This window comes from Paenibacillus vini, assembly GCF_018403325.1.
GTDB lineage: Bacteria > Bacillota > Bacilli > Paenibacillales > Paenibacillaceae > Fontibacillus > Fontibacillus vini.
In genome coordinates, this window is sequence record NZ_BOSL01000009.1 from 131,915 (window position 1) to 158,565 (window position 26,651).

General features: G+C 52.5%; 23 protein-coding genes. 15 read left to right on the plus strand and 8 right to left on the minus strand.

All coding sequences use genetic code 11. The features are described from left to right. Positions 1–148 precede the first annotated feature (148 nt). On the plus strand, positions 149–727 hold the full coding sequence (gene thpR / locus KJS57_RS15010) for an RNA 2',3'-cyclic phosphodiesterase (RefSeq protein ID WP_213655426.1): 579 nt from the start codon (positions 149–151) through the stop codon (positions 725–727). Positions 728–902: 175 nt separating this feature from the next. After that, positions 903–1,730, plus strand: a complete 828-nt coding sequence (locus KJS57_RS15015; RefSeq protein ID WP_213655427.1) for a cell wall hydrolase — start codon at positions 903–905, stop codon at positions 1,728–1,730. On the opposite strand, the gene KJS57_RS15020 is transcribed toward KJS57_RS15015, so the two are convergent. Then, positions 1,721–2,917 (minus strand): MGDG synthase family glycosyltransferase, encoded by a 1,197-nt coding sequence (locus KJS57_RS15020; protein WP_211021630.1) that lies wholly within the window; start codon positions 2,915–2,917, stop codon positions 1,721–1,723. The two genes, KJS57_RS15015 and KJS57_RS15020, sit on opposite strands and share 10 nt — an antisense overlap. A gap of 289 nt (positions 2,918–3,206) precedes the next feature. Between KJS57_RS15020 and KJS57_RS15025 the strand changes: the two genes are divergently transcribed. The 3 genes from KJS57_RS15025 to gltB all read left to right on the plus strand — a co-directional run bounded on the left by KJS57_RS15025 (position 3,207) and on the right by gltB (position 10,877). Continuing rightward, positions 3,207–3,785 carry a TetR/AcrR family transcriptional regulator gene (locus tag KJS57_RS15025; protein ID WP_211021631.1) on the plus strand — a complete coding sequence of 193 codons (579 nt, stop codon included), beginning with the start codon at positions 3,207–3,209 and terminating at the stop codon, positions 3,783–3,785. 78 nt (positions 3,786–3,863) lie between these two features. Beyond that, positions 3,864–6,044: a YhgE/Pip family protein gene (locus KJS57_RS15030; RefSeq protein WP_213655428.1), complete on the plus strand. Its 2,181-nt coding sequence runs from the start codon at positions 3,864–3,866 to the stop codon at positions 6,042–6,044. A 237-nt stretch (positions 6,045–6,281) separates the two neighbouring features. Continuing rightward, the gene (gene gltB, locus KJS57_RS15035; protein WP_213655429.1) at positions 6,282–10,877 is read left to right on the plus strand and encodes a glutamate synthase large subunit; all 4,596 of its coding nucleotides are present in this window, start codon (positions 6,282–6,284) and stop codon (positions 10,875–10,877) included. A 646-nt stretch (positions 10,878–11,523) separates the two neighbouring features. On the opposite strand, the gene KJS57_RS15040 is transcribed toward gltB, so the two are convergent. After that, positions 11,524–12,195 carry a PDDEXK family nuclease gene (locus tag KJS57_RS15040; RefSeq protein WP_213655430.1) on the minus strand — a complete coding sequence of 224 codons (672 nt, stop codon included), beginning with the start codon at positions 12,193–12,195 and terminating at the stop codon, positions 11,524–11,526. Between the two features lie 301 nt (positions 12,196–12,496). On the opposite strand from KJS57_RS15040, the gene KJS57_RS15045 reads away from it, so the two are divergent. Together KJS57_RS15045 and KJS57_RS15050 are read left to right on the plus strand one after the other, a co-directional pair. Continuing rightward, entirely contained in the window at positions 12,497–13,408 is a 912-nt protein-coding gene (locus KJS57_RS15045) for an ABC transporter ATP-binding protein (protein ID WP_213655431.1), read from the plus strand. Beyond that, on the plus strand, positions 13,401–14,180 hold the full coding sequence (locus KJS57_RS15050) for an ABC transporter permease (protein WP_213655432.1): 780 nt from the start codon (positions 13,401–13,403) through the stop codon (positions 14,178–14,180). Before KJS57_RS15045 ends, KJS57_RS15050 begins: the two co-directional genes overlap by 8 nt. Positions 14,181–14,269: 89 nt before the next feature. Here the strand turns inward: KJS57_RS15050 and KJS57_RS15055 are convergent, their stop codons facing one another. Together KJS57_RS15055 and KJS57_RS15060 are read right to left on the minus strand one after the other, a co-directional pair. Next, on the minus strand, positions 14,270–14,686 hold the full coding sequence (locus KJS57_RS15055; RefSeq protein ID WP_211021636.1) for a bactofilin family protein: 417 nt from the start codon (positions 14,684–14,686) through the stop codon (positions 14,270–14,272). Between the two features lie 46 nt (positions 14,687–14,732). Then, positions 14,733–15,719: a M23 family metallopeptidase gene (locus KJS57_RS15060; protein WP_244861572.1), complete on the minus strand. Its 987-nt coding sequence runs from the start codon at positions 15,717–15,719 to the stop codon at positions 14,733–14,735. A 177-nt stretch (positions 15,720–15,896) separates the two neighbouring features. Here KJS57_RS15060 and cls point away from each other — a divergent pair, with 177 nt between their 5' ends. Then, positions 15,897–17,327 (plus strand): cardiolipin synthase, encoded by a 1,431-nt coding sequence (cls, locus tag KJS57_RS15065; RefSeq protein WP_211021637.1) that lies wholly within the window; start codon positions 15,897–15,899, stop codon positions 17,325–17,327. 32 nt (positions 17,328–17,359) lie between these two features. On the opposite strand, the gene ligD is transcribed toward cls, so the two are convergent. Continuing rightward, complete coding sequence (ligD, locus tag KJS57_RS15070) at positions 17,360–18,262, minus strand: non-homologous end-joining DNA ligase (RefSeq protein ID WP_211021638.1); 903 nt, start codon at positions 18,260–18,262, stop codon at positions 17,360–17,362. Between the two features lie 126 nt (positions 18,263–18,388). Here ligD and KJS57_RS15075 point away from each other — a divergent pair, with 126 nt between their 5' ends. Next, on the plus strand, positions 18,389–19,336 hold the full coding sequence (locus KJS57_RS15075) for an ATP-dependent DNA ligase (protein WP_213655433.1): 948 nt from the start codon (positions 18,389–18,391) through the stop codon (positions 19,334–19,336). A gap of 16 nt (positions 19,337–19,352) precedes the next feature. Here the strand turns inward: KJS57_RS15075 and ku are convergent, their stop codons facing one another. Next, complete coding sequence (ku, locus tag KJS57_RS15080; RefSeq protein WP_213655434.1) at positions 19,353–20,381, minus strand: non-homologous end joining protein Ku; 1,029 nt, start codon at positions 20,379–20,381, stop codon at positions 19,353–19,355. A gap of 208 nt (positions 20,382–20,589) precedes the next feature. Here ku and tsaE point away from each other — a divergent pair, with 208 nt between their 5' ends. From tsaE to tsaD, 4 genes are read left to right on the plus strand one after another with little or no spacing between them, the layout of a single operon-like run. Then, the gene (tsaE, locus tag KJS57_RS15085) at positions 20,590–21,084 is read left to right on the plus strand and encodes a tRNA (adenosine(37)-N6)-threonylcarbamoyltransferase complex ATPase subunit type 1 TsaE (RefSeq protein WP_213655435.1); all 495 of its coding nucleotides are present in this window, start codon (positions 20,590–20,592) and stop codon (positions 21,082–21,084) included. Between the two features lie 2 nt (positions 21,085–21,086). Beyond that, positions 21,087–21,989 (plus strand): tRNA (adenosine(37)-N6)-threonylcarbamoyltransferase complex dimerization subunit type 1 TsaB, encoded by a 903-nt coding sequence (tsaB, locus tag KJS57_RS15090; RefSeq protein ID WP_213655436.1) that lies wholly within the window; start codon positions 21,087–21,089, stop codon positions 21,987–21,989. A gap of 17 nt (positions 21,990–22,006) precedes the next feature. Then, positions 22,007–22,522, plus strand: coding sequence for a ribosomal protein S18-alanine N-acetyltransferase (gene rimI / locus KJS57_RS15095; RefSeq protein ID WP_373316826.1), 516 nt, complete (start codon positions 22,007–22,009; stop codon positions 22,520–22,522). Beyond that, a complete protein-coding gene (tsaD, locus tag KJS57_RS15100) occupies positions 22,516–23,553 on the plus strand; it encodes a tRNA (adenosine(37)-N6)-threonylcarbamoyltransferase complex transferase subunit TsaD (protein ID WP_213655437.1) in 1,038 nt (345 codons plus the stop codon). Before rimI ends, tsaD begins: the two co-directional genes overlap by 7 nt. A 101-nt stretch (positions 23,554–23,654) precedes the next feature. On the opposite strand, the gene KJS57_RS15105 is transcribed toward tsaD, so the two are convergent. Together KJS57_RS15105 and KJS57_RS15110 are read right to left on the minus strand one after the other, a co-directional pair. After that, positions 23,655–24,086 (minus strand): bactofilin family protein, encoded by a 432-nt coding sequence (locus KJS57_RS15105; RefSeq protein ID WP_213655438.1) that lies wholly within the window; start codon positions 24,084–24,086, stop codon positions 23,655–23,657. Beyond that, positions 24,086–25,111 (minus strand): M23 family metallopeptidase, encoded by a 1,026-nt coding sequence (locus tag KJS57_RS15110; protein WP_213655439.1) that lies wholly within the window; start codon positions 25,109–25,111, stop codon positions 24,086–24,088. The genes KJS57_RS15105 and KJS57_RS15110 overlap by 1 nt, the downstream gene beginning before the upstream one ends. A gap of 301 nt (positions 25,112–25,412) precedes the next feature. On the opposite strand from KJS57_RS15110, the gene KJS57_RS15115 reads away from it, so the two are divergent. Both KJS57_RS15115 and KJS57_RS15120 read left to right on the plus strand, forming a co-directional pair. After that, entirely contained in the window at positions 25,413–26,234 is an 822-nt protein-coding gene (locus KJS57_RS15115) for a VanW family protein (protein ID WP_244861573.1), read from the plus strand. Continuing rightward, positions 26,231–26,650 carry a DUF6157 family protein gene (locus KJS57_RS15120; RefSeq protein WP_213655440.1) on the plus strand — a complete coding sequence of 140 codons (420 nt, stop codon included), beginning with the start codon at positions 26,231–26,233 and terminating at the stop codon, positions 26,648–26,650. Before KJS57_RS15115 ends, KJS57_RS15120 begins: the two co-directional genes overlap by 4 nt. The last annotated feature ends 1 nt before the right edge of the window (position 26,651 follow it).

Here is a 26,651-nt window from a genome sequence, read left to right on the forward strand (position 1 = left end):
CCAATCATAATAGGTTGCTGTTGTACAAGGTGTGAAGTCTAAATCACATTATATAGTAGTAATGTTTTGAGAATTTATTAGCTTAATCATTCAAAGTGTGACAAAATAGTGAATTTTCATATAAATTGTGACAAGTGAGGCGATGTTTGTGTCAAAAATTATCGATTCCTGGAGGGTTTTCATTGCGGTACCCCTTCCTAAATCCATAAAGGAGGCATTATCTGCTTGGACTGAACCGCGCAAAAGCGATCTGGCCTTCTCGAAATGGGTTCATCCTTCGGACTATCATATTACCGTCCAATTTCTCGGAGATATATCGCCGACCCGGATCAATGACCTTCAAGCAAACCTGGAAAGCATTACGGCGGGCCAAAAAGCATTTCAATTAAATGCCAGGAAAGTAGGATTTTTTGGACGTGCTTCGAACCCCCGAGTTCTTTGGGCAGGGGTGGAAGGGGACATGGAACATCTTAAGTCACTGCAGAGCGCCGTGGCGGAGGGCAACCGGAAACTGGGCTTTATCCCGGAGGACCGTCCTTATAGCCCGCATATCACTCTGGCGCGAAAATATGCTGAAGATCGCCGCCTCTCGCCGGAGCAATTAGCCGGAACCGGATCCCCTCCCGAATTCGGAAGCTGGACCGCAGACGCCATCGTCGTTTACCGAACTCGGATGAATAAAGCGCCTATGTATGAAGAAGTGGGTAGAATTTCACTTTTATCATAGTAATAATCTTGAGTCTTCCGTCCTTCGGAAGGCTTATTTTGTTGAAAAAAACATTTTTTTGTTATTCAAACGTCTTTTTTTCGGTTACATAGATGAAAGAATATATCATCATGCGTAAAGTTCTTCGGAAAGAAGAGCCATTTACTAGAGAGAAATGTCGGGTAGGAGGTCTATTATGTATATTTTTCGGCAAAGCCGTTACGTCGCGCTCCTAATAGGAGCCATTTTGGTTAGTCTTGGTGCGATTTGTCTGCTTCAGCAAAACTTGGGGAAGGAGAGAACAGGGAACCGCAATCTTTCTGCAATGCCTGCGAATCCCGAAACAAAACTTATCATCTCCGCATCTCCGTTGCAGCAGCATCATGCGATATCGATCCAGGGAGAGAGGCTTGGCAAGCCGATCCTCCCGAATTTAACGACTCTTGAAATAAAAATCCAGCAAACTGATTTCGGCATAAGCCGCTCGGAGCATAATGAACTGCTGGCAGAGCAGATTTGGCTGCGCAAACAGGCGCTTGAGCCAAAAATAACGGAGCCTGCTCCCCCGGACAAGAACCATCCCCCCGACCAATTATTCTTCACGCGCACAAAGCTGCTAAACCATGAAGACAAGGAAGACGCTACATGGAGCTACGCTTTGGGCGAGGAAGAACTGCTTCTCCTCCAAAAAATCGTTATGGCGGAAGCAGAGGGCGAACCGTACGAAGGCAAGGTGGCAGTCGCCAACGTTGTCTTAAACCGGCTGCGGTCCGCTAATTATCCCGATACCATAAAGGAAGTTATATATCAAAAATCTCAATTCAGCCCTGTTCGGAACGGAAGATTAAAGAGAGTTAGCCCGAATGAGGACACGATTCATGCCGTGAATGAGGCATTGAACGGACGAAGAGAGGTATCGGACGATACCTATTATTTCTTGTCGCTGAAACTGGCTAAAGATCTCACAATTGCCCGGACAAAGGATAAAGCGAAAGTAATCGGAAATCATACTTTTTATAAATAGTCATGGTAATTTACCGCTTGGCCTACCGCCTGTCTGCTCAGTTCCAGAGCAAGCGAGGATTCCGCGGGGTCTTCCAGCAGATCGGCGATATTTCTGGCGCAAAGGTCAGGTCGGTAAAAGGAAGTGTCCGGACTTCGACGGAGCTCGGTATAACTGCCGGTGTAAGCTGTGCGGTCACTGCTTATTTTGGCGAACCAGAAATCCAAAATTTCTGTGGAGGTCAGTTCATTTCCGCAACCTATTTTTATAAAATAATCGCGGTTCTTATCCTCCTGGCCGGGAATGCATTCATAGAACAGCATAGGTATACCCTTGGCCAACCCTTCCGTACAAGTCATACCACCGGGTTTGGTAATTAGCAGATCAGAGGCGTCCATCCATTTGCTGATTTCACGGGTGTAGGCAAGCACCCTGATATTGGAGTGCTGAAGCCCGGGATGATTACGCAGTTTAGCTACCAGCTTCTCGTTGCTGCCCATGCAGCAGACAATTTGGACATTCTTTTTCCATTGAGATAATCTTTCGATTAACTCATCTTTCAGAATGCCCCAACCGCCGCCCATAATGAGCACGGTCGGGATATTTTTGAGTCCCAGCTCGCGCCTTACGGAAGCTTTGTCCTGCCGGATCCAGAATTCGGGATGAACGGGAATGCCGGAAACCTGAATGGCTGCCGGTTTTACACCGCGTTGGATGAGCAGGCTCCGGACTTCGGGAGTTGAGACAAAATAGCGGTCAACTTCCGGACTGATCCATGATCCATGGGCATCATAATCCGTAATCAGCGTATACAGAGGAACATCCAGCCCTGAAGCCTTCAGCCTCGATATTATGGCGCCGGGAATCGGGTGCGTACAAATAATCAAGTCCGGCTCCATCTGCCCGATCACCCCGGCGGCATGATTATAAAACAATTTATGGAGCGCCAGCCGGGTAAGCCGTCCGACCGGCTTTTCGTATTTTTTGCGATAAAAAAGGCCTACCAGCGCAGGGCTAGTCGTTACTGTGATCCGGTAAGCGGATAGAATCCAGGGGGCAAGCGTAGGATTCAGCACCGATCCGAGCTCCAGCACCTTGGCCTGTATATGCGGATCTACTTTCTGCAATCCGGCCGCAAGCGCATGAGCCGCCTGGGTATGGCCGCTGCCAAACCCTTCCGATAGGATCAGCACTCTTTTGAACGGCATAAGATCACCCTTTTCATAATCTGAAATTGCGAAGAGATTATTTCACTCGTAACTTCAGTTTATTTTTTTTACGGCTTGGAAAAAAGAGCCTGCGGACTGGTCTGAAGCTGGACTTTAGTCGGGGCGCCCTTCTAATGAAGTATGATGTAAGTCACTTTGAAATTTCCTGAAAAAACATCTTGCAAAGTGGAATTAGACGTGATAAAGTGTTGATTGACCAAATGACCGAAATTGAATTTTAGTCATTTTCTTGAGAGCAAGGCATTTGACGTAAAAGGAGGTGCTCGAAATGGCTGTGGTAGATCGCCGCAAACAAGTCATCGAGGCAGCGGAGAAATCCTTCGCGTTGTTCGGATATAAGGCAACGACGATGGACCACGTGGCGAAGATCGCTAATGTTGCCAAGGGGACGATCTACACATTTTTCACTAACAAGGAGGAGCTCTTTGACGAGATTCTCCGCTCGGTCATCCTGGATATGAAGCGGATTGCGGAACGGGAAGTCCGGGAAGACAGACCTTTTTTCGAAAACCTGTATCAAAGTATGGATTCGCTGCTTGAATACAGAGCCGAGCATGAGCTGTTGATCAAACTGTTTCAGGAGGTCCGTGATTTTGGGACACCGCAGGCCCGGGAGGGGCTGGAGAAGATTGAACATGCGATTCTGGGCTATTTGGAAAAGCAAGTGGATCGCGCGGCGGGGCGAGGGGAGATTAACGGTCTTGATCCGAAGGTTGTCTCATTTGTCCTCTTAAAGCTTTACATCGCGTTGACGTCGGATTGGAACAAGATTCACGATCCTTTGAGCAAAGAGCAGATCAAGGAGTTTACTCGCCGATTTTTGTCGGGTGGTCTTTCACTGGCATAGGACCCGGGCCTTGAAGGAGCCTGGACTGCAAAAAAAATAGAAATTAGACATCAGAGGATACAAGGAGAGAAAACGAATATGAAATCAATGTCGGTGTTTTTCAAGGACTTGGCTGCATCCTTCAAAAAGCCAAAAGTAATTATCCCGATTATCGTCGTACTGTTTATTCCCGTGCTGTATAGCGGAATGTTCCTGGCGGCGTTTTGGGATCCTTACGGCAAAATGGATGAGATTCCCGTTGCGGTAGTTAATCAGGACACGGGCGCTGAATATGAAGGGAAATCGCTTCAGGTCGGTAAGGAACTGGTGGAAGAGTTGAAGAAGGGAAATGACTTTTCGTGGCGGTTCGTTACCCGTGAAGAAGCGGAAAAAGGGATGGACTCCAATGAGTATTACATGACGATTGTAATTCCGGATAACTTCTCTTCGCAGGCAACGACGCTGATGGATGAAAATCCTCAGCCGGCACAAATCATTTATGAACCAAACGAAGGCTATAACTTCCTGGCTGCCCAAATCGGCGGTACGGCGGTAAAAGAAATCAAGGCTAAAGTTTCCGCTAAAGTAACGGAAGCCTATACGGAAACCCTGTTCGATCAGGTTGAGAAAATTTCCGGCGGCTTGAACGATGCAGGCGACGGTGCAAGCACCATTAATGATGGAGCTGTTCAACTCGATACAGGCGCTAAAACATTGAAAGAGAACCTTGCCAAGCTGGCGGCCGGTACAATCGAACTCAGTAACGGCATCGCTCCGCTTCAAGAAGGAGCCAGCTCGCTTAGTAAGGGAGCTGCGGATCTGAAGACCGGGGCATCTACATTGGCAAGTGGTCTAAATCAATTGTCCGCAGCGGAAAAACAACTGGAAAGCGGAGCTGTAAAAGCCCATGAGGGCGGCGTGCAGTTGAAAAATGGATTGGATGCTTCCGTTCAAGGAGCCGATAAGCTTCAAGCGGGTCTCACCGCTTCTGAAGAAGGCAGCTCCAAACTGGTAACGGGCCTCGAGTCATCGCTTCAAGGCAGCACTAAAGTGGCTGAAGGAGCGAAAGGGGTGGCCCAAGGCTTGGAGCAGCTTACTAAAGCAAGCCCTGAGCTGGCGGAAAATCCGACTGTTCAGCAACTGCTCGCAGCCAGCAAAGCTGTGGCTCAAGGCAGCGAACAATTGCAGCAAGGCCAACAGCAGCTGCTGCAAGGCAGCAAGGATTTACACAGCGCTCAACAGCAATTGCTGCAAGGCAGCCAGCAGTTGGCGCAAGGACAGAAGCAACTCGCCCAAGGTGCTACCCAGTTGACCGCAGGCCAAGAGCAATTGGCTGGCGGGCTGAAGCAATTCGGCGGTAAATTGGCCGAAGCGGCAACAGGCGGCGAACAGCTGGCAGCCGGTGCAGGCAAGCTGAGCACGGGTGCCAAGCAAATCGAAGGCGGCATGGGCCAAGTGTCCGGCGGCGTGCAAACTCTGGCTGACGGTTCCAAGCAATTGGATGCAGGAGCAGGCGAGCTCAAGAACGGAATGGATAAACTGACTGAAGGCTCCGGAGAGCTGGCAAGCAAGCTGAATGAAGCTGCCGATCAAACTTCCGGTGTTAAGAAGTCCGATAAGCTTGTAAATATGTATGCCCAACCTGTTGAAGTAAACGAGCAAAAAGTGAACGAAGTGCCGAACTATGGTACAGGTTTCGCTCCTTACTTCCTGTCCCTCGGTCTGTTCGTCGGAGCGTTGATCTCGACGCTGGTCGTTCCGCTTCGCGGAACTTCGGTAGAGGGCGCCACCGGTTGGAACCGGTTTGTCAGCCGGGCCCTTGCGTTTACCGGCATGAGCTTGGTACAATCGCTGCTCGCATCAGGACTGACTCTGTATGGCTTGGGACTTAAAGTTCAAAGCGTTCCAATGTTCTATCTGTTCAGCTTCATTACTAGCTTGTGCTTTATGTTTATCATTCAGGCTTTGGTCACATGGCTTGAGAATCCGGGCCGCTTCCTGGCGATCCTGATTCTGATCTTCCAATTGACCACAAGTGCAGGAACATTCCCGCTGGAATTGATCCCTAACTGGATGAAAGCCTTCAACCCGATTCTTCCAATGACGTACAGCGTCAGCGGCTACAAAGCGGTTGTTTCTACGGGCGATTTCAGTCACGCTTGGCAGCAGCTTGGCGTACTGGCCGGCTTCGGCGTCGTCTTCCTGGCGATTACGCTTCTCTACTTCGCCACGCATAAACACAGTGAGGATGTAAGCGCGGAGGCGAGTCTGAACGCCTAAGCTTAAGCTTAAGAAATTCATAGTTTAATCTAAGAACCTGCAAGACCTCTTAATGAGGTTTTGCAGGTTCTTTTTTTTGAAGTCTATTTCTTTGTAAAAACTTTTTAAGCATTTGTGCAAAAGAAAGAGAAAATAGTGCAAAAACAGCGGACGCGTTTTCCGGTAGAATAAAAATACTAAATAAAACCCGTTGTTTATAAGGTGACTCACTTTATTTATAGAAAGGTTGCGCTGAATATGAAGCACACAATGATACCACAAAAGCAGGGACTATACGATCCTGCCTTAGAAAAAGACGCCTGCGGGATGGGGTTTGTAGCCCATATTAAAGGCAAGGCTTCGCATGAGATCGTCAGCCAGGCGCTTACGATGTTGAGCAATATGGAGCATCGCGGAGGGCAGGGAAGTGAACCGAATTCCGGTGACGGCGCAGGTATATTACTGCAAATCCCGCACCGCTTTTTGGCCGCGGAAACAGAGAAACTCGGGTACATTCTTCCGGAAGCCGGGCAGTACGGAGTAGGGATGCTGTTTATGCCGCATGACGATGCACTTCGTAGCGAACAAGAGGCCGAATTGACGCGGATCGTGGAAGAAGAGGGGCAGACCGTGCTCGGTTTTCGGACCGTTCCGACACGGGACGATATGCTAGGGAAATCGGCTAGAGAGGCCAAACCTTTCGTAAGGCAAGTATTTATTAGCCGCAGCAATAATCTGGTGAATGACCTGGATTTTGAACGGAAGCTATACGTCATCCGGCGCCGGGCGGAGCTGGCTATCCGTTATGGCGGTGCGGAAGGAGGGGATGCTTTTTACGTGTCCAGCATGTCCTGCCGTAAAGTCGTATATAAAGGAATGCTTACGACGGAGCAGGTCGGCCAGTTCTATGTCGATCTGAAAGAGGAGAGTCTGGAATCGGCCATCGCCCTGGTTCACTCGCGCTTCAGTACGAATACGTTCCCGAGCTGGGAACGGGCGCATCCGTACCGCTTCATGATTCATAATGGTGAAATCAATACGTTGCGCGGCAACGTGAACTGGATGCATGCCCGGCAGGCGCTGTTCGAAACGGAAGCCTTCGGCAGCGATCTTGAAAAGGTGAAGCCGGTCATTAATCCGGACGGTTCCGATACCGCCATGTTCGACAATACGTTTGAGTTTCTGTATCTGAGCGGCCGTTCTCTCCCGCATGTCGCCATGATGATGGTGCCGGAGCCATGGAACAACCATGCCGAAATGGATGAGGACAAAAAGGCATTCTATGAATATCATAGCTCATTGATGGAGCCGTGGGACGGGCCGGCGGCGATGGGCTTCACCGACGGGATTCAGATCGGAGCGATGCTTGACCGGAACGGACTCAGACCTGCCCGTTATTACGTGACCAAGGACGATCTCATCGTACTTTCCTCCGAGGTAGGCGTACTGGACATTCCTGCGGAAGATGTTCTGTATAAGGATCGGTTGCGACCTGGACGCATGCTCCTCGTCGATACGAAAGAAGGACGGATCGTTTCGGACGAGGAGGTTAAAGCGTCGATCGCCAAGGAAAATCCGTACCGCGAGTGGCTGGAAGAGCACCGGATCTTGCTTGAAGATCTTCCGGAAGCTCCGGAGCTTCCGGAGGAGCAGCTTGAGAATATTGTGCATCGACAGATGGCATTCGGATACAGTTTTGAGGATTTGCGCAAAGTGCTTGAGCCGATGGCACTGACGGGCGAGGAAGGTCTCGTCTCCATGGGATACGATGCTCCGCTCGCCGTACTGTCGGACCGGCCGCAACGGCTTTACAACTACTTCAAGCAAATGTTCGCCCAGGTGACGAACCCGCCGATGGATGCGATCCGTGAGGAACTCGTAACCTCCACGGCGACCATGATCGGACCGGAACGGAATCTTCTGTTGCCGGAGCCGGAGAGCTGCCGTCAAATTCGGCTAGAATCTCCGATTCTCTCGAATGAGGATTTGGCCAAACTTCGCCATATCCGCCGTCCGGGATTCAAGGCGACGACCCTTCCGATTCTGTTTCCGGCTGGGCAAGGTGCTGAAGGGCTCCGTCAGGCTCTGGATTCGCTATGCGAAGCGGCCGACCGCGTGATCACCAAAGGCCATAACCTTCTGATCTTGTCGGACCGCGGTGTCGATACCGAGAACGCTGCAATCCCTGCGCTGCTCGCTGTCTCTTCATTGCACCATCACTTGATCCGGGAAAAGACGCGCACGAAGGTCAGCATTTTGCTGGAGTCCGGCGAACCGCGGGAAGTGCATCATTTCGCGCTGCTGCTCGGATACGGCGTGAGCGCCGTAAATCCGTATCTTGCCTTCGAAACGCTGGCGGATATGATCGATCAGGGCATGCTGCAAGGGATTTCGCCTCAAAAGGCAGTAAGTAACTTCATTAAGGCGGCTATGAAGGGCGTTGTGAAGACTTTGTCCAAAATGGGCATCTCCACGATCCAATCGTATCGGGGAGCGCAGATTTTTGAAGCTGTCGGCCTGCGGGAAGATTTTGTGGACCGCTACTTCACCTGGACGCCGTCCCGGATCGGAGGAATCGGTCTCGAGGGCGTAGCCAAGGAAACGCTGAGCGACCACTTCCGGGCTTTCTCTCAACAGGACGGCAACGACAAAGTGCTGGATTCGATCGGGGAATATCAGTGGCGCAGCGACGGAGAGGAGCATCTGTTCAATCCGCAAACCGTTCACTTGCTGCAGCAGTCGGTACGAACCGGAGATTATGGACTATACAAAAAATTCTCATCCCTCGCTCAAGGGGAAAATGAAAAACACTTGACACTGCGTTCGCTGCTTGATCTGAAGCCGATCGGACCAAAGGTGCCGCTGGAAGAAGTGGAATCGGCCGCATCGATCATGCGCCGTTTCAAAACCGGGGCTATGTCCTTCGGATCTATTAGCAAAGAAGCGCATGAGACGATTGCCATTGCGATGAACCGAATCGGCGGCAAGAGCAATACCGGTGAGGGGGGAGAGGATCCATCCCGTTATGTTCCTGACGCGAACGGCGATTTGCGTCGCAGCGCTATCAAACAGGTTGCTTCGGGCCGGTTCGGGGTTACTTCCCACTATCTGGTTAATGCCGATGAAATCCAGATCAAAATGGCGCAGGGGGCTAAACCGGGTGAAGGCGGTCAGCTTCCGGGGAAGAAGGTTTACCCATGGATCGCCGAGGTTCGCGGTTCTACGCCGGGCGTGGGCCTGATTTCCCCGCCGCCGCATCATGACATCTACTCAATTGAGGATTTGGCTGAATTAATCTTCGATCTTAAAAATGCAAACCCGAGGGCCCGCATCAACGTGAAGCTGGTATCCGAAGCGGGCGTCGGTACGATCGCAGCCGGCGTGGCCAAAGGGCGCGCAGACGTGATTCTTATCAGCGGCTACGACGGGGGAACCGGGGCATCGCCGCAAAGCTCGATCCGCCATGCAGGTTTACCTTGGGAGCTTGGCCTTGCTGAGACGCATCAAACGCTGATGCTTAATAACCTGCGCGACCGGGTCGTGTTGGAGACGGACGGCAAAATGCTCACCGGCCGGGATCTAGCGGTCGCGGCTCTGCTGGGCGCCGAGGAATACGGCTTCTCCACCGCACCGCTCGTCGCCGTCGGATGCATCATGATGCGGGTCTGCCAGCTGGATACCTGTCCGGTCGGCGTGGCGACGCAAAATCCGGAGCTGCGCAAAAATTTCATGGGCGATCCTCAGCATGTCGTCAATTTCATGACCTTTGTCGCCGAAGATCTTCGCGAGTGGATGTCCGAGCTCGGCTTCCGCAGCCTGGAGGAAATGATCGGCCGTACCGATTGCCTGGATACGTTGAAAGCGATCGACCATTGGAAGAAACAAGGTGTCGATCTGGCTCCGTTGCTGCACATGCCGGAGGTACCGGAAGGAACCAGCCGGTACTGCACGCGGCAGCAAAACCACGGCCTGGAAGAGACGCTGGATCTCACGCATCTTCTCGACCTGGCGGCTCCGGCGCTGGAGCGCGGCGAAGCCGTCGGCGCAGTGCTGCCGATCTGCAACGTGAACCGGGCAACGGGTACGATCCTCGGCAGCGAAGTGACGCGCCTTTACGGAGCGGCCGGCTTGCCGGAGGATACGATCACGTTCCGGTTCGAGGGATCGGCCGGGCAAAGCTTCGGCGCCTTCGTGCCAAGGGGCATGACGCTGTCGGTGGAGGGCGATGCCAATGACTACACCGGAAAAGGCTTGTCGGGCGGCAAGGTCATCGTGAAGCCATCGCCGCAGGCTACGTTTGCTGCCGAGGAGAACGTCATCGTCGGAAACACTTCGTTCTACGGTGCGACCGGCGGAGAAGCCTACATTCGCGGCATCGCCGGCGAACGATTCGCGGTCCGGAACTCCGGCGCGAGCATCGTGGTCGAAGGGGTAGGCGACCACGGCTGCGAGTACATGACCGGCGGACGCGTCGTCGTCCTTGGCGGCACAGGCCGCAATTTCGCGGCCGGGATGTCCGGCGGCATCGCATATGTGCTCGATATGCAGGGGAACTTCGTGGGCCGCTGCAACCAGGGGATGGTGCTGCTGGAGCGGGTCGAAGACCGGGCCGAGGCCGACGAACTTCGGTCGCTGATCAGCCGCCATGTCCTGTACACGGAGAGCGCTGCCGGACGCCGCGTGCTGGACCACTGGAATGAGCTGCTGCCGAAATTCGTCCGCGTCATTCCAAAGGACTACAAGCGGATGCTGGAACAAATCCGCAAGGTGGAGAATGATGGCCTGCAGGGCGAGGCCGCCCTTCTCGCCGCGTTCGAAGCCAACACGCGCGAGCTGGCACGCTCGGGCAACTAAAGCCACGCCGCAGCCATCGCCCCTGGTGGGCCCGCGCCCAGTGATGGCGGGCGCTCAGCGACTTCAGCAAAACAAGCGAGATCACAAATTTATGTGATCCCGCTTTTTTTTTAAATGGACCTCCATTTGGTTGGAAAATATCCAATCATATTGACAAGTAAGAGATTTTAATGGGCCTTCATTGGAAAAAATCCAATGAGATTCTTGGATTACGGGTTAATTGGCGTAATTGTGATGTTTTTATTGGAAAAAATCCAACCAAACTTTAATCGAGTGGCTACAAGGCAAATCTCATTGGAAATTATCCAACGAGTAAGTTGCGCTAAATTAAGAAGTCATGAATTTATACCAATAGTAACCAGGGGGGAGTCGGATAAGTGTGAGAATTAGTTGGGGTTTCCAGTTAGGGTGACTGGATAGATCCGCCAAGGCGCAAGACCCCAAACTCTGCAATACCGTCACTGCCGGGCAGCCAGCCCCACCAGCCCCACAGCCCCACCAAACCCACCAAACCCACCAGACCGCCAAACCCACCAGACCGCCAAAAGCAGAACCCCAGAGCGCATGCAGCAACTAACTTGGGTTGTAACAAACTATAGCTCCAGCATTCGCTAATTATCCAAAATGTAACTCATATTAACTAAAGCTAGCCTAAATAGGAGTATGTACTAGTCTCTAGTTCATAGTAGTTGACAGGTCCATTATGGGTGTGACGTATAGGATTTAATAGACCCTTTTCAGCTAGGGATCTAAGCCATTTGCGTGCTGTACGAAAGTCTAAGTGCATTAGTGAAGTTACATCCTTCGGACGAATCTTTCTGCCCAAACTCCAGGCCATCCGAAGGATTTCCTTCTCCATAGGATGTAGTGTTTGCGAGGCTTCGACACGTATAATATGGGGGCTGATGACCAGTTGGAGCAGCATCCGGCATACTTCAGGGCGGTTCTGTATATCATCAAAAGCAAAATGAATCATCTTCCATCCCATTCCGGTTAGAAAAGTGTCACGATTAAGAGAGTAACAGAATTTCTCCCGGTCCATGTCTTTGACGTGGCTTTGAAAGCCGTCGCATTCCAACCCGAATTTACCGAACGGGGGAAGGAAGGCGAAGTCGAGAAATTGTGATTTTCTGTTCCAGTCATACATCTCGTATTCCGGATGTAAATTTTCGAATGTCCCGAAAAGTGGCCACCATACATTTTGCAGCATAAGTTTCTCTGCATAGCTATGTCCCCGAATCAATCTTCCTCTTCTTTCACCTGTTCGGCGAGCGATATGACTTTCCAGCATAGCCCGATGAGCCTCTTCAAAATTCATCTTCTACACCTCTTCCTGTAATAAAAAAACGCCCTTTCACCAACTTGGTCAAAGGACGTTCTTCGTCTGCTAAATTATAACACTCTACAACTTTCTTTCCAATATATTTCCAGGAGCACTTATTAAGTTGTTCCGTTCTGCTCGAATCTAACCCATCCTACTCGAATCTATTCTCTTCAACTCAAGCCTCCTCCATTTACTTCTCCCCCCTTCCCAAGTGCAGTTTCGTCCCCGCCACCTACCTATGGTAAAATAGGGAAAACGCCGAAACAGGCGGGCGTATGGTTAGGAGAGTGGAGGTATGGTACAGGAACCTGTGGTCCGGATACAGGGCGTCAGCAAAAAGATCGGCTCCAAGACGCTGATCGATAACTTGACGCTCGATATTCCGCCGGGTCAGGTGTACGGATTTTTGGGACCGAACGGGTCCGGAAAAACGACGACGATCCGGATGATGGTCGGATTGATGTCGATAACGCAAGGCGATATCCTGATTCAGGGCTCGAGCATAAAGAGTGATTTTGAACGGGCGGTTTCCCATGTCGGGGCGATCGTCGAGAATCCGGAAATGTACAAATTTTTAACCGGGTATCAAAATATGGTGCATTACGCCCGGATGTCGCCGGGGATTACCCGCGAGAGAATTATGGAGGCGGTAGAGCGCGTGGGAATGCAGCATCGCATTCACGACAAGGTTAAGACGTATTCTCTCGGGATGCGGCAGCGCCTTGGCGTGGCCCAAGCGATCCTGCACCGGCCCAAGCTGCTTGTGCTGGACGAGCCCACGAACGGGCTGGATCCGCAAGGTATCCGTGAACTTCGTGATTACCTGAGGATTTTGGCGAAGGAGGAGGGGACGACGGTATTCGTGTCCAGTCATCTTTTGTCCGAGATGGAGCTCATGTGCGATACAGTCGCGGTCATTCAACAAGGCCGGCTGATCGACGTAAAGGAGTTGAACCACGGAGACGCTCCCGCGGACGGGCAGCGTGAAACGGCGTTCGATGTGGATCATCCGGCCCAAGCGCTGGAATTGATCGGAGCGGGGCGGATCGAAGGCAGCAGCCTGATCGTCGCCGTCGACCGGAGTGCGGCAGCGGCGATTAACGCCAAGCTGGTCATGGCGGGTATATCGGTATACGGCATTCGTGTGGTAACCCGTTCGCTGGAGGATCAATTTTTGGAAATGACGGGAGGCGGGCATATTGGGTGATTTTCTGAAGCTGGTCCAAAATGAAAACATGAAAATATACCGCCGATTGCGGACCTGGATCATGTTCGCCATTCTGGTGCTGTTGATGATGCTGTTCGGAGTGCTGTTTTACATGGGGAGTTCCTCTTCCCCGATAGGAGCCTGGGACGCGGTGGATCAATTGTCGTTCCTTTATTTTCTGGTCTCGATTTTCTCGGTAGTCGTTGCTGCCGATATCGTGGCCGCGGAATTTACTTGGGGCACAATTAAATTGCTGCTTGTCCGGCCATGGACACGGACCAAAATATTGGTATCCAAGCTGTTGGCCGTATTGCTGTTTACGCTGGCGATGTCGGCGGTCTATCTCCTGGCAAATATGGCTGTTTCGTTTCTGTTGTTTCCGGATATTCAGTCCGGCGTGTTCCCCAAAGGCTCGGGAGGGCCACTCGGCTATATCATGGAGGATTTGCTCTACAATTATATCGATCTGCTCGTAATTACGATCTTTGCGTTTATGGTGTCGACGGTATTTCGCACGAGCGGCCTTGCGATCGGCTTGTCAATGTTCATCTTGTTTGCGGGCAATATCTTTACGATGCTGTTTCATCCAACACGATATGCTTGGGCTAAATATATGCTGTTCGTCAACATGGACCTGGGCCAATACCGGGGCGGGCAGGTCGGACCTGCAGGGATGACGCTGGGCTTCTCGGCCGCCGTGCTTACCGGGTATGTGCTGGCGTTCCTCCTCATTGCCTGGTTTGTTTTCAAAAAGAGAGATGTTGCAGCCTAGTCTATCCTAATCTAATCGTCATCCGAAACAAAAAGTTCCCGTTCGCTCCAAAGAGCAGGCGGGAACTTATTTTATCAGGTTCACAGTGATTACCCCGCTTCAGGACGCGCCGACTTTTTGGAGGACTTCACTTTGCCTTCCTTAACGGGAAGCACGGCGGGAGAGGTCTTCTCCATTTGGCTGGAGCCGTTCAGCAGTCCGCCTTCCACAATAACCAGCTTGGCGACGTTGACATTCCCGTCAACCTGACCGCTTCCGGTAATCGTCAGACGTCCGTGGCTGATAATATCACCGATAACTTTTCCGGCTACCACGATGTCGGCGCCTATGATGTTGGACCTGGCTTCACCGGTTTCCCCGACAATGACCTGACCTACACATTCGATTTCTCCGTTGAATTTTCCCTCGATCCGGAGATTGGCTTCGCATTCGAGCCGTCCTTCGGCAGAGCTGCCCTGGCCGATAAGCGTGTCCGTGCCTACCGGCGATTTATTATCCTTGAACATAAGCGATTTCATCCTCCATCAACTTGGTAATATTAATTGGTCTACTCTACTCCAAATAAGGTAACGGATCTACGGCCTTTTCCTGCTTGACGATCTCGAAATGCAGGTGCGGCCCGGTGCTGCGGCCCGTGTTGCCCAAACTGCCTATTCGTTGTCCCTTGGTCACGGTATCCCCTTCGGAAATGCTGATTTTGCTGAGATGAAGATACCAGCTCTGAAGACCTCCGGGATGTTCAACGACGATGTATTTGCCGTGGGAACTGTCTTTGGCGGCGGTGATCACCTTGCCGGCTCCGGCCGCGTAGACGGGGTCTCCGATTTTTCCGGCAATATCGACCCCGGCATGAAAAGAGGCCCGTCCCGTGAACGGATCGGTACGATAGCCGAAGTTGGAAGTCAAGCGCTTGGACAATGTCGGCCATTCCGTAGGGGTGCCCGAGAGCGTATATTGGGTTTGCCTGGCTTTTTTTAGGGTGACCGGCACGTTCTTCTCCATTTCATCAAGCAAAGCGCTCATTTCCGTAAATTGATCCTTCGTATCCAAGGCCAATTGTTCGATTTCGTTCTCGTGAACCGCGATAAATTCGCCGCCGACTCCAAGCGAATCATCCTCGTCCAATGACATGGAGGACAACCTTCCGAGTTCCTCGCCGCCCCCGTATTTGTCGATGAACTTTTGCAGCTCGGTTTCAAGCTCGGTTACCCGTTCCATCCGGTTCATCATCTCCTGGGACTGCCCGGATAGAGCGATGACTTCGTTCTGCAGACGTTCGATCGCAGCATCTTTGTCGGTTACGACGGCTTCAAAACGAAGGTCCTGGCTCTGAATCTGCTTCTCCAGCTTGCTGATCGTTTGACTGGACTGAATTTGCAGGCTGATAATAAGGCCGGAGATAGATAACAGGGCGATCAGCGGAACGGCTATAACCAGCGGCTTGGATACATGGAGCTGTTTGACGGGCTGGTTCGCATCCCGGAGGACGAGCAAGGTCATCCGATGGGGGTTGGGTAAGCCTATGCTGGCGGTTTTCATGGCGTCTCCTTTCCTCTCAATATGAGATCGCAAATGCAAGCTTTCTATAATTTATCTATTCCTATGACTCTTAAATCATGTCAAAAAAAGTGTCTTGTCTGATATATCTGTCTGTGCCCCTGATGAATAATTTCTTAGCAGGATGGTTAATGCTGATTGAAGGGAAGGGTGAGGGTAATGGCTTGGCTGGTTATAGTTTTGTTTGCTTTTATTTTTCAGATCGCTACGATTCTTGTGCTGGAATTCCGCAGTCCCAGCAAGGCGATTGCCTGGATGTTCATCCTCTTCGCGGTTCCACTGGTCGGGTTTATTCTCTATTATTTCGTGGCCCAGGACTACAAGAAGCGGAGAAAGCTGCGCCGCCGAGGATCTCGTTTGTTTCAGGAGATGAAGGCCCGGCTTTGGCAGCAGTCGGAGATCGTAAATGATATCGGAGAGATGCACAACCGGGAATTTGAGGGCCATGAACGATTGTTCAGCCTGTTGACCCATCTTTCCGAAAGCCCGATTACGGGTTGTAATGAGACGCAGGTATTTAATAATGGCGAAAAAGCCTTTCATGCCATGCTGTCGGAGATGGAAAAAGCCAAGGATCATATACATATCGAATTTTATATTTTCCGAAACGACGGTATCGGCACGCAGTTCCAGGAAATGATGATTCGGAAAGCGCGGGAAGGAGTACAAGTCCGGCTGATTTGCGACGGTCTCGGAAGCTATAAACTGCCGCGTTCATTCGTACGGAAGCTCGAAGAGGCTGGGGTAGAGGTGTTTTTCTTTTTACCGCCGTTGATCGCGACCTTGGACCGGCGCGTGAACTACAGAAATCACCGGAAGATTATCGTAATCGACGGAACCGTCGGATTTGTGGGCGGACTGAATGTAGGAGACGACTATCTTGGTCTGTATGAAAAAATGGGCTATTGGCGCGATACGCATCTGCAGATCAAAGGGGATGCCGTTTACTTCCTGCAAAATACGTTCCTCGGAGACTGGAGGCTTGCCTCGGGACAACGTGTTAGCGATCCGGAGCTGTTCCCGGAGCACAGCTGCCGGGGGAATGAGCAGGTCCAAATTTTGACCAGCGGCCCGGACCAGCATTGGAATGCGCTTCAGGAAATGTGCTTTGGCGCCATTTCCGTTGCCAAGCGGCGGATCTGGATTACATCGCCGTACTTTATTCCCGATCCCAGCATTTATGCCGGGCTAAAGACTGCGGCGGTCAGCGGGGTTGAGGTCAAGGTGATTATTCCTTATCAATCCGACAGCCGACTGGTAAAGCTGGCCTCGCTCTCTTACGTGGAGGAACTGATGCAGGCGGGCGTCCAATTTTATGAATACACCAAAGGTTTTGTACATGCCAAAGTGCTGATCGTGGACGATCTGCTCGCTTCGGTCGGTACGGCCAACATGGATATGCGCAGCTTTTTCTACAATTTCGAGATGACGGCATTGCTGTTTGACCGGAATTCCATTTCCCGGCTGTCGCGGGATTTTGAAGAGGATTTGACGGATAGCCGCATGATCGTGCCGCGGGAATTTGCCCGGCGTTCCCGCCGGCAAAAAGGGGCGGAAATGCTGGCCAGACTGCTTTCCCCTCTGCTGTAAGGGTGGCGCGCAGGATTGCGCGCCGCGGCGGGCTACTTCTTCCCGCCCGGCTGCCGCAAATGCTGCAGGATCATCTCAACGGATTGCGGAGCAACCGTCTCAAGCAAATCGCCTTTTTCTTTTAAGCGGTCGCCGATATTGAGGAGATGATAGTCGGACGGAGCCGGACTGCGCTGCACTTCTTCCCAAGTTAGCGGAGTGGAGACGCTGGCAGCCTGACGAGCTCGGGGAGTATAAGGCGCGGCAAGCGTCTTTCCCGCATAATGCTGAAGATAATCGAAATAAATTTTGTCGCCCCGGTCCTTTTTAAGCCGCTCTATCGTAAAGAGGCCGGGGTGTTTTTCCGTCACGTAGCGGGCTACGAAATGGCCGATCAGACGGAGGTCATCGAACGTAACGCCGTATTGGATCGGAACAATGATCTGTACGCCCGTCGCCCCCGACGTCTTCGGAACGGAAGACAGGCCCAGGGAGCCGAGGATTTCCCCTACATAGAATGCGGCCTCCATGATCCGGGGCTCCTCCTCCAAGGAAGGATCCAGGTCGATCATCCATTCGCAAGGCAGTTGTTCGCCGACATAATGGAGCGACGGGTGAAATTCGATCGCCGCCAGATTTCCGAGCCAAAGCAGCGCGGGCAGACTATCCAGCACTACATACCGGATGCCGTCATGGACGGAGGTCTGAACGAATGGAGGCAGGGGATCCGGGGCGTTTTTTTGATAGAAAAACTTGCTATGAATTCCCCCGGGGTAGCGGATCGTCGTCAACAGCCGGTTCCGGCAATAACGCAGCAAAAAAGGCGAAAGCTCCGCGAGTTTTTGCAAATACATCATTTTGGTGATCCCGGCCTCCGGCCAAAGCAGCTTGTCGGGGTTGCTCACGGGTACCTCTTCGCCTTCAATAACAATACTTCCTTTGATACTGCGGGGCATTAAGAACCTCCTCCCTTCCATATTATCCTTGCCCGATTCGATAAAACTATAAGTCTTGCCCGGAATGACGATCCATTGCTAGGGGTAGACTTGGAAAAGATACATCCGGCAAAGGAGGGGCAGCACATGGAATTGGAGCCGGTAATTCCGTTTGAACCGGTCCGGGCCCATGACATTCCAACGGGCGACCAGTGGATTGCACAGGTAAAATGGGACGGAGTCCGGATGCTTACCTATTATGATGGACGAGAGGTTCGTCTGATTAACCGGAAGGGGAATGACCGGACCAAGCAGTACCCGGAATTTACCGATGTTCCGGCTTATTGCAGCGCGAACTCGGTGATCCTGGATGGAGAAATGATTGCGATCGCCGGCGGGAAGCCTTCGTTTCATGAAGTGATGCGGCGCGACAGCTTGCGGCGGGACCAGGAAATCCGCTTTGCGGTTTCGCGGGTTCCGGCAATATATATGATATTCGATATTTTATATTGCGATGGAGAGTGGGTTACCGATCGTCCGCTGAACGAAAGGCAGCAGCTTTTGCGGGAGATCATCACCCCGTATGAGAGACTTCAACTCGTCCCTAATGTGGCGGAGGCCGAAAGTCTGTTCGCGGTGATGAAACAGCAGGGCTGGGAAGGGATTGTTTGCAAGCAACTGGACAGTACATACCGGATCGGCGGAAAGGACGGGCGCTGGTGCAAGCTCAAGCTGGCTCATGACCTGCATGCGGCAATAGGGGGAGTTACCTACCGGGACGGCAGGGTGAATGCGCTGCTGCTGGGCGTGTATGATGCTGAAGGAAGGTTTATATACATTGGCCATGCGGGCACGGGTAAATGGAAGATCGGAGAATGGACCCGGTTGACGGAAATGGTGCCCCAGTTGCGGATATCCGGACGTCCGTTTATCAATACTCCCGAGCGGATCAAGGGGGCGGAGTGGGTTAAGCCGCAGCTTACCGTAAAGGTGCAGTTTTTGGAGTGGACCCCCGGGGGCACGATGCGGCATCCCGTCATTCAGGGATGGAGCAATATGCCGCCGGAGGCTTGTGTTTTGGCGCAAAGCATTTAACGGGTCAGGGTCGAGGTCAGGAAATCGTCTTTTTCGCGGTCTTAGTGCTCTTGCGTTTGGGTTTCGGAACGGTGACGGTTTCCGCTGCACTTGTACCGGCATCATTTGCCCCGGATCCAGATTTAGCACCGGCTCTCCCGGTTTCGGTGTCCGCACCGGTCCCCGCTGCTGCACCCGCAGCGGCTTTTCCTTTTTTGCCGCCGCTTCCCGAAGCCGCCGAGGCACCCCGGGTCCGTTTGGCTTTGCTTGGGCCGGGATCGGTCGTAATGGCCGCCACGGGCTTGACCGCCTCGATACTGGCCTGGAGCGCGGCCATCAGATCGATCACATTGTTCTCCGGCTTGGCCGGTGCCAGGCTGATTTCTTCCCCGGCAACCTTTTGCTCGATCAACTGCAGGAGATTGTCCCTATAATCATCATTGTATTTTTCCGGCTCAAACGGGGTGGACAGCTGTTCGATGAGCAACTTAGCCATCGTCAGTTCCTTGTCGTTGATCGTGATGTTCTCGGGGAGATTCGGCACCTGGCTGATCGGGCGGATTTCATCCGGATAGAATATCGTTTCAACCGCGAGGCACCCCTCCATGACGCGAATCGCCGCCAGACTGCTTTTGGAACGGATGGCGATTTTCGCGATACCGATCTTCCCCGATTGCTTCATTGCCTCCAGCAGGAGCTGGTAGGCGTTTGATCCGGCCTGGTCGGGCGATAAATAGTACGTTTTTTGAAAATAGATCGGGTCGATGTCTTTCAGGTCCACAAAATCAAGAATGGTGATCGTTCTTTCGGATCTGGCGGACAACTGCTCCAGCTCCTCTTTTTCAAACAGGACGTATTTTCCCTTTTCGTATTCGTAGCCGCGGGAAATTTCCTCCCAATTCACATCCACGTCGCAGGACGGACAGCGCCGGACATAAGAGATCGGGCTGCCGCATTCCTTATGGATATATTTCATGGAAATATCTTTGTCCTCGGTAGCGGAGAACATTTTGACCGGAACATGGACAAGCCCGAAGCTGATTGCCCCTTTCCAAACCGTATGCATCTGTCGGTGGACTCCTTTCGCCGGACAGCGGATGCTGCCGGTTGCCTTTTCTCATTAGTATGGATAAAAAACTATTTTAATAAACTATAGAGCCGCCTGGGTTCATAGGTGCGGGATAGCAGACGGAGGAACGCTTCCGTGTTGCGGGTGCCGGGACGGACCGATATAATGGGGACATACGTTTGTTGGACATGAAGGAAGGGTACCCATGGAATGGATTTTTGATAAAGCATCTTCAGGTTATGCATTTAAGGCGGCCGATCTGGACGATACGGACAAGCTAGCCGCTTATTTGGCCGGAAATTCCTCTCCCGGAACGGTGATCGCATTGGATGGTGACCTTGGGGCGGGGAAGACGGCCTTTTCGCAGCGGTTCGCCAAACATTTGGAAGTGAAGGATACGGTCAACAGTCCGACGTTCACGCTGATTAAGGAATATGAGGGCAGGCTGCCTTTTTATCATATGGATGTGTACCGGTTGTCGCTGGAGGAAGCCGAGGAGCTTGGGCTGGATGAATATTTTTACGGCCGTGGCGTTACCTTGGTGGAATGGGCGAGCATTATTGAAGACCTTTTGCCCCCGGAAGTGCTGTACATTTACATAGAATCGGGCGAGGGGACGGAGCGTACCTTTTATTTAAAAGGCTGCGGACAGCCTTATGAGGCCTGGATCAACACCTTGAGAGAGAATGGAGTCCTTTGAATATGAACCAAGAACATGAACGGAATGGAGACCGGGCGCAGGGGCGGATTTTGGCGTTTGATACATCAACCTCTTCCCTGGCGGTAGCGGTTATGGAGAACGGCAAAGTGCTGGCTGAGCGCAATATTCACGCCGAGCGGAACCATTCGGCTTATCTGGTTGAAGCGATCGGGGAAGCTTTGGCCGCTGCGGGAGTCGCTAAGGCGGAGCTGGACGGGATCGCCGTCGGGGTAGGTCCGGGCTCTTATACCGGCGCCCGGATCGCCGTTACAACGGCGAAAACGCTGGCTTGGGCGCTGAGCCTGCCGGTATATGGCGTCTCGAGCCTGGAGGCGATCGCCTTGGGCGGATGGGCCCGGGGAACGGCGCAGGATGCGGCCGAGCTGGGCCGTGCGCTTAGCGCCGGGCCAAGCGGAACTCTGCGGGAAGATGCTCCAGGCCAGGCGGCTGACAGCACACGCGAGCCTCAAGCGAAGGAAGGCTCAAGCGGCGGCAGCGGGCACTGGATTGTCCCGCTGGTAGACGCGCGGCGCGGGCAAGCGTATACCGCGCTGTTCGGCGCGGAGGCCGGCATGATGCCGGAGCGTCTCGAGCCGGATGGAATCCGGCTCATGTCGGTCTGGACGGAGCAGCTGTCCGGCCTGCTGGAGGCGCTCGCGCCGGAGGATCGTCCCTCCGGCGTATGGTTTGTGGGCGAAACGGCGCTGCATGAGCCTGCGGCGGAGGCGCTTCGCCCCTTGCTCGGCGATGCGCTGCATCTGATCCCCTATGAGCTTGAGGGGACCTGGATCGGATTGACCGGCACCCGCCGGGCCGGTCTGCGCGGCGGAGACGATGTGCATGCGTTGGAGCCGAACTACACCCAGCTGGCCGAGGCCGAAGCCAAGCGGCTGCGCGAGCGATAGGGGGAACGGCGATGGACATGTGGAGAGAGGCAGATGCCGGGCGCGTGCAGTTTCGGACGATGAAGCTGGAAGATATTCCGGATATTATGGTCATCGAGCATGAATCTTTTACGCTGCCGTGGAGTGAAGAAGCTTTTCGCAATGAGTTGACGTTAAACCATTTCGCCCGTTATATGATCCTGGATGTCGACGGCCAACCGGTCGGTTATGCCGGGATGTGGACGATTGTGGATGAAGCGCATATTACGAATATCGCTGTCCGGACCGCTTACCGCGGACGGCATTTGGGAGAACTGCTGCTTCGGCGGATTATGGAATGGGCCATGGAACTGGGTATGGAGCGCATGACCCTCGAGGTACGGGCCACCAACCGGGTGGCTCAATCGCTGTATGCCAAACTGGGGTTTGTTCCTGCCGGTGTACGCAAGGGCTATTATTCGGATAATAATGAGGATGCTATCATCATGTGGTGTGAGCTGCCGGAATTAGAAAACGGGAGCGGAGAAGAGGAAGGAAGCGAACAAAATTGCTGAATCAGGATTGCTATATACTTGCGGTGGAGACCAGCTGTGACGAGACTTCGGCCGCCGTTGTCAAGAACGGAACCGAGGTGCTGTCCAATCTGATCGCCAGCCAGATCGAAACCCATAAAGCGTTTGGGGGCGTCGTTCCGGAGGTGGCTTCCCGCAAACACGTTGAGAGTATTACGTTGATGCTGGAGGAGGCGGTGAAACAGGCCGGGATATCTCCAGGTCAGTTGTCCGCTGTAGCGGTAACCGAAGGCCCCGGTCTGGTCGGAGCGCTGCTCGTCGGCATTATGGCCGCCAAGAGTCTTGCTTTTGCGTTGGACAAGCCGCTGATCGGCACCCATCATATCGCCGGACATATTTACGCGAACCGCCTAGTGGGCGAGATTCATTATCCTTGCCTGGCTCTGGTCGTGTCCGGCGGACATACGGAGCTGGTGCATATGGAGCGTGAGGGGCGTTTCGAACTGATCGGCCGCACCCGGGACGACGCCGTAGGCGAAGCTTATGACAAAGTCGCCCGGGCGCTGGGATTCCCTTATCCCGGAGGACCGCATGTCGATAAACTTGCGATGGAGTCGGATGAGGCGGAGGAGCTTCCGCGCGCCTGGCTGGAGCAGGATTCCTATGATTTCAGCTTCAGCGGGCTGAAGTCCGCCGTGCTGAATGCGGTGAACCGGCACCGGATGCGCGGGGAGGAAGGATTCGAAGCCGCGATTGCTCGCGGATTCCAGGAATCCGTCATCGATGTGGTCGTTGAAAAGGCGATCCGTGCGGTTAAATCAACCGGAGCCGTCCAGCTACTGCTCTGCGGCGGGGTGGCCGCCAACCGCGGTCTGCGCGCGGCTTTGAGCCAGCGCTGCGACAAGGAAGGGATTCCGCTGTCGATTCCGCCGCTGAACTATTGCACCGATAATGCGGCGATGATTGGTGCGGCCGCTTATCTGAAATGGAAGAACGGCGAGTTTTCGAATCTGGAACTCAAAGCGGAACCGTCCCTCTCTTTGGAGTCATGGTCGGTTAAGGAAGATCAATAGGATAAGCTGCAACAAGGCCGCTTCCCGGGAAGGGTCATGAGACATATGCTGTCCATGATATTCCGGGATGCGGCCTTTATTGTGCTTAATCAGTTTCAGCCCTATTTCTCTGCTATCGCGGCGGATTGCTTGTCCGCAAGCGTTATCGTCTGAACCGATGCAGAGGAGGGATCTTGGGCGCCCTCCATTCGGCTTGTCCCTTCGAAGACGCTTCCTTCCTCAATCGAGAGAGAGGCGGCGGAAAGGTTGCCGTACAGCTTGCCTTTGGCGGTGATGGTCAGCTTCTGCTTGGCCTGAACGTTGCCGTTTACGGTACCTGCGATAATGATGTTTCTGGCGATAATCGTGTCGGAACGGATCATTCCCTTTTCCCCGACGGTTACGTCCCCCTCGCAGTCGATATCTCCGATAACCTGTCCTTCAATTCGGATGCTGGCGCCCGAGATGATCTTCCCCTCGAATGTACTGCCCTCCCCAACCAAGGTATCGGTGGTATTCGGATCGAGCTTTACGGCGGTTTTATTCTTGAACATTACTGATTTTCATCCTCTCCGGGAATAGTTAGATAGATTAAGGGATCGACGGTAACTCCGCCCTTAATGACCTCGATATGGAGATGCGGACCTGTGCTTCTTCCCGTTGAGCCGAGCAGCCCGATTTTATCCCCCTGTTTAACAACATCGCCTTTGGCTGCGATCGTTTTTTTCATATGCATATAGATGGTTTGCAGGCCTGATGGATGTTTGATCGTAGCATAATTGCCGCGCGCGGAGCTGTATCCGGTATCCGTGACCGTACCGTCGGCAGCTGCGAAGATCGGATCCCCGGTTTGCCCGCCGATATCGAGACCGCTGTGAACCGTAAGTCTGCCGCTAAACGGATCGCTGCGTTTCCCGAATTGGGAAGTGACCCGTGCGGAATCCGTAGGCCAATAGGTCGGCAAAATTCTCATCATTTCCTTGTACTTTTCCACGTTGATCTTGGTCTGCTCCAGCCTTGATTGCAAATCGGGCATTTCATTTAAGGAAGCCGCGATGCTGTCCTTCGTCTCGTTTATTAAGGCAAGCACATCTTCTTCGCTCAAAGGAATAGATTCGCCGCCAACCCCGCCTTTCTGTTCATAAGCTTCTCCGGGACTATCCGCAGCTACGGCCACGGTAGGAGCAAGTCCTCCGGTTTGCCGATTGCCATTTGTAATAGCTTTCAACTCCGCCTCCAGCTGTTCCAGCTCGAGCATTCTCGACTCAATGGTTTTGGATTTCTCCGATAGATCGAGCAGCTCTGTAAGCAATGTATCAATGGCTTGTTCCTTGTCATCGACTGTACTTTCATAATAATCCTTTGACGAGGATAGCTCCGTCTCCAAAGCTACTATCCGGCTGGAATGGCTCTGGTTCGCCACGATAAGGACCAGTACCAGCCCGATTACGACTATTGCCGAGACCAATAGGGACAATAGCAGAGCCAAACGCGTTCTAAACCGGAATACGGGGCTTGCGCCCTCAGGTACGACAAGTATTGTAAATTTCCTGTTTGCAGGCTTGAATCCGAATTTCATGCGATCCTCCCGAGTATGACAAAATCTTTGAAAAATAGGCCAAAAGACATTTGTTTTCAGCACCAAAGCTACTAATTCGGCAAAACATTCCAAAACCCTCCCGCAAGTCACAATTTACTGTATAAGATGATAGGAAACTCTCAAGCTTCAATGTCGGATACGCAACTGGATGCACTATGTGATCAAAAGATTGCTTATGAACAACCTGTCTCAGGTTAAATGTGCAGGATTGCGAAAACTGAGTATAATATTGGTAACTGCGACGTCAATTTGGCAAGAAATTGTATTTGGGGGGATCCCTTTGAAGCCAATCCCGAGATCCAAGACAAGAGTATGGCTGGGAACAAAATATTATCGCTTGAGACGTTACTGGACATGGTGGGTTGATGGTCAAAAGATCTCCAGAATCCGGGAGAAGGAGTCTCTTCCCCACAAGTTGGCGGGTCACCAAACGATTTTGCTGCGTCAGCTCAAGGATGTGGATATGCAGCTTCAGCATAACAAGATTGTTAATTTGAAGCTTGCCGTCCAGCGGATTAACGGAGTAATCATCCAGCCCGGTGAAACCTTTTCCTTTTGGAGATTAGTTGGCAAGCCCACGCGCAGGAAAGGATACGTGCCGGGAATGGTGCTGCATTACGGAAAATACAAGCAGGGAGTTGGAGGCGGGCTATGCCAGCTAACCAATCTGCTTTATTGGATGGCGCTTCATTCTTCTCTGGAAGTCAGGGAGAGACATCGCCATAGCTACGACGTGTTTCCGGATTCGGGCCGAACCCAGCCCTTCGGAAGCGGAGCAACCTGCTCTTATAATTATTTGGATCTTCAGCTGTATAACCCGACGGATGCTCCGATTCAGATTCTTGTACATGTATCGGAACATGATCTGATAGGCGAGCTAAGATCGGTCAACCGACCGCTGCACCGCTATGAGGTATATGAGCAAGCGCACAGGATTACCCGGGAGTATTGGGGCGGGCATATCCGGCATAATCTGATATTTCGGCGCGTCTTTAACTTAGAGGGTGAATTGGTCAGGGATGAGTATGTGACGGAGAATCATGCTCTGATGATGTATGAGCCTTTGCTTGAATCCGGAATACGAGAGGGAGTTGGCGAATGAGTTATACAAATACGTTTATCCGGGTTTCCCCGGACTGTCCTGCTGAAACAGGCATCGTCCCAGTATCGGCAAAAGAGAGCAAGCCGGTTCATGTAATTCAATATGAACTGCTGACCGAACATCCTTATAAATTTGACTATCCTGCGTTATTATTTGAGACGCATATCCGGCACAAACAGATTTCAGCGGAAGTAATTCAGGAGCGCGAGCAGGAAATCAGGGACGATTTGTTCTCCAAAAAACACGCCTGCCTTCGTGCATCCGCGCTGCCCAAGAAGTACGGTTGGGGTGTCCATTACGACGAGAATGGGAAAATTGCCATCTACGGCATGGATTCTCACGAATACAAGCGCTTTACGGAATCGGCCGATGGGAGCATCCAAGTGTTGAACGGAATGCGAAGCCGGAGGGACTAAG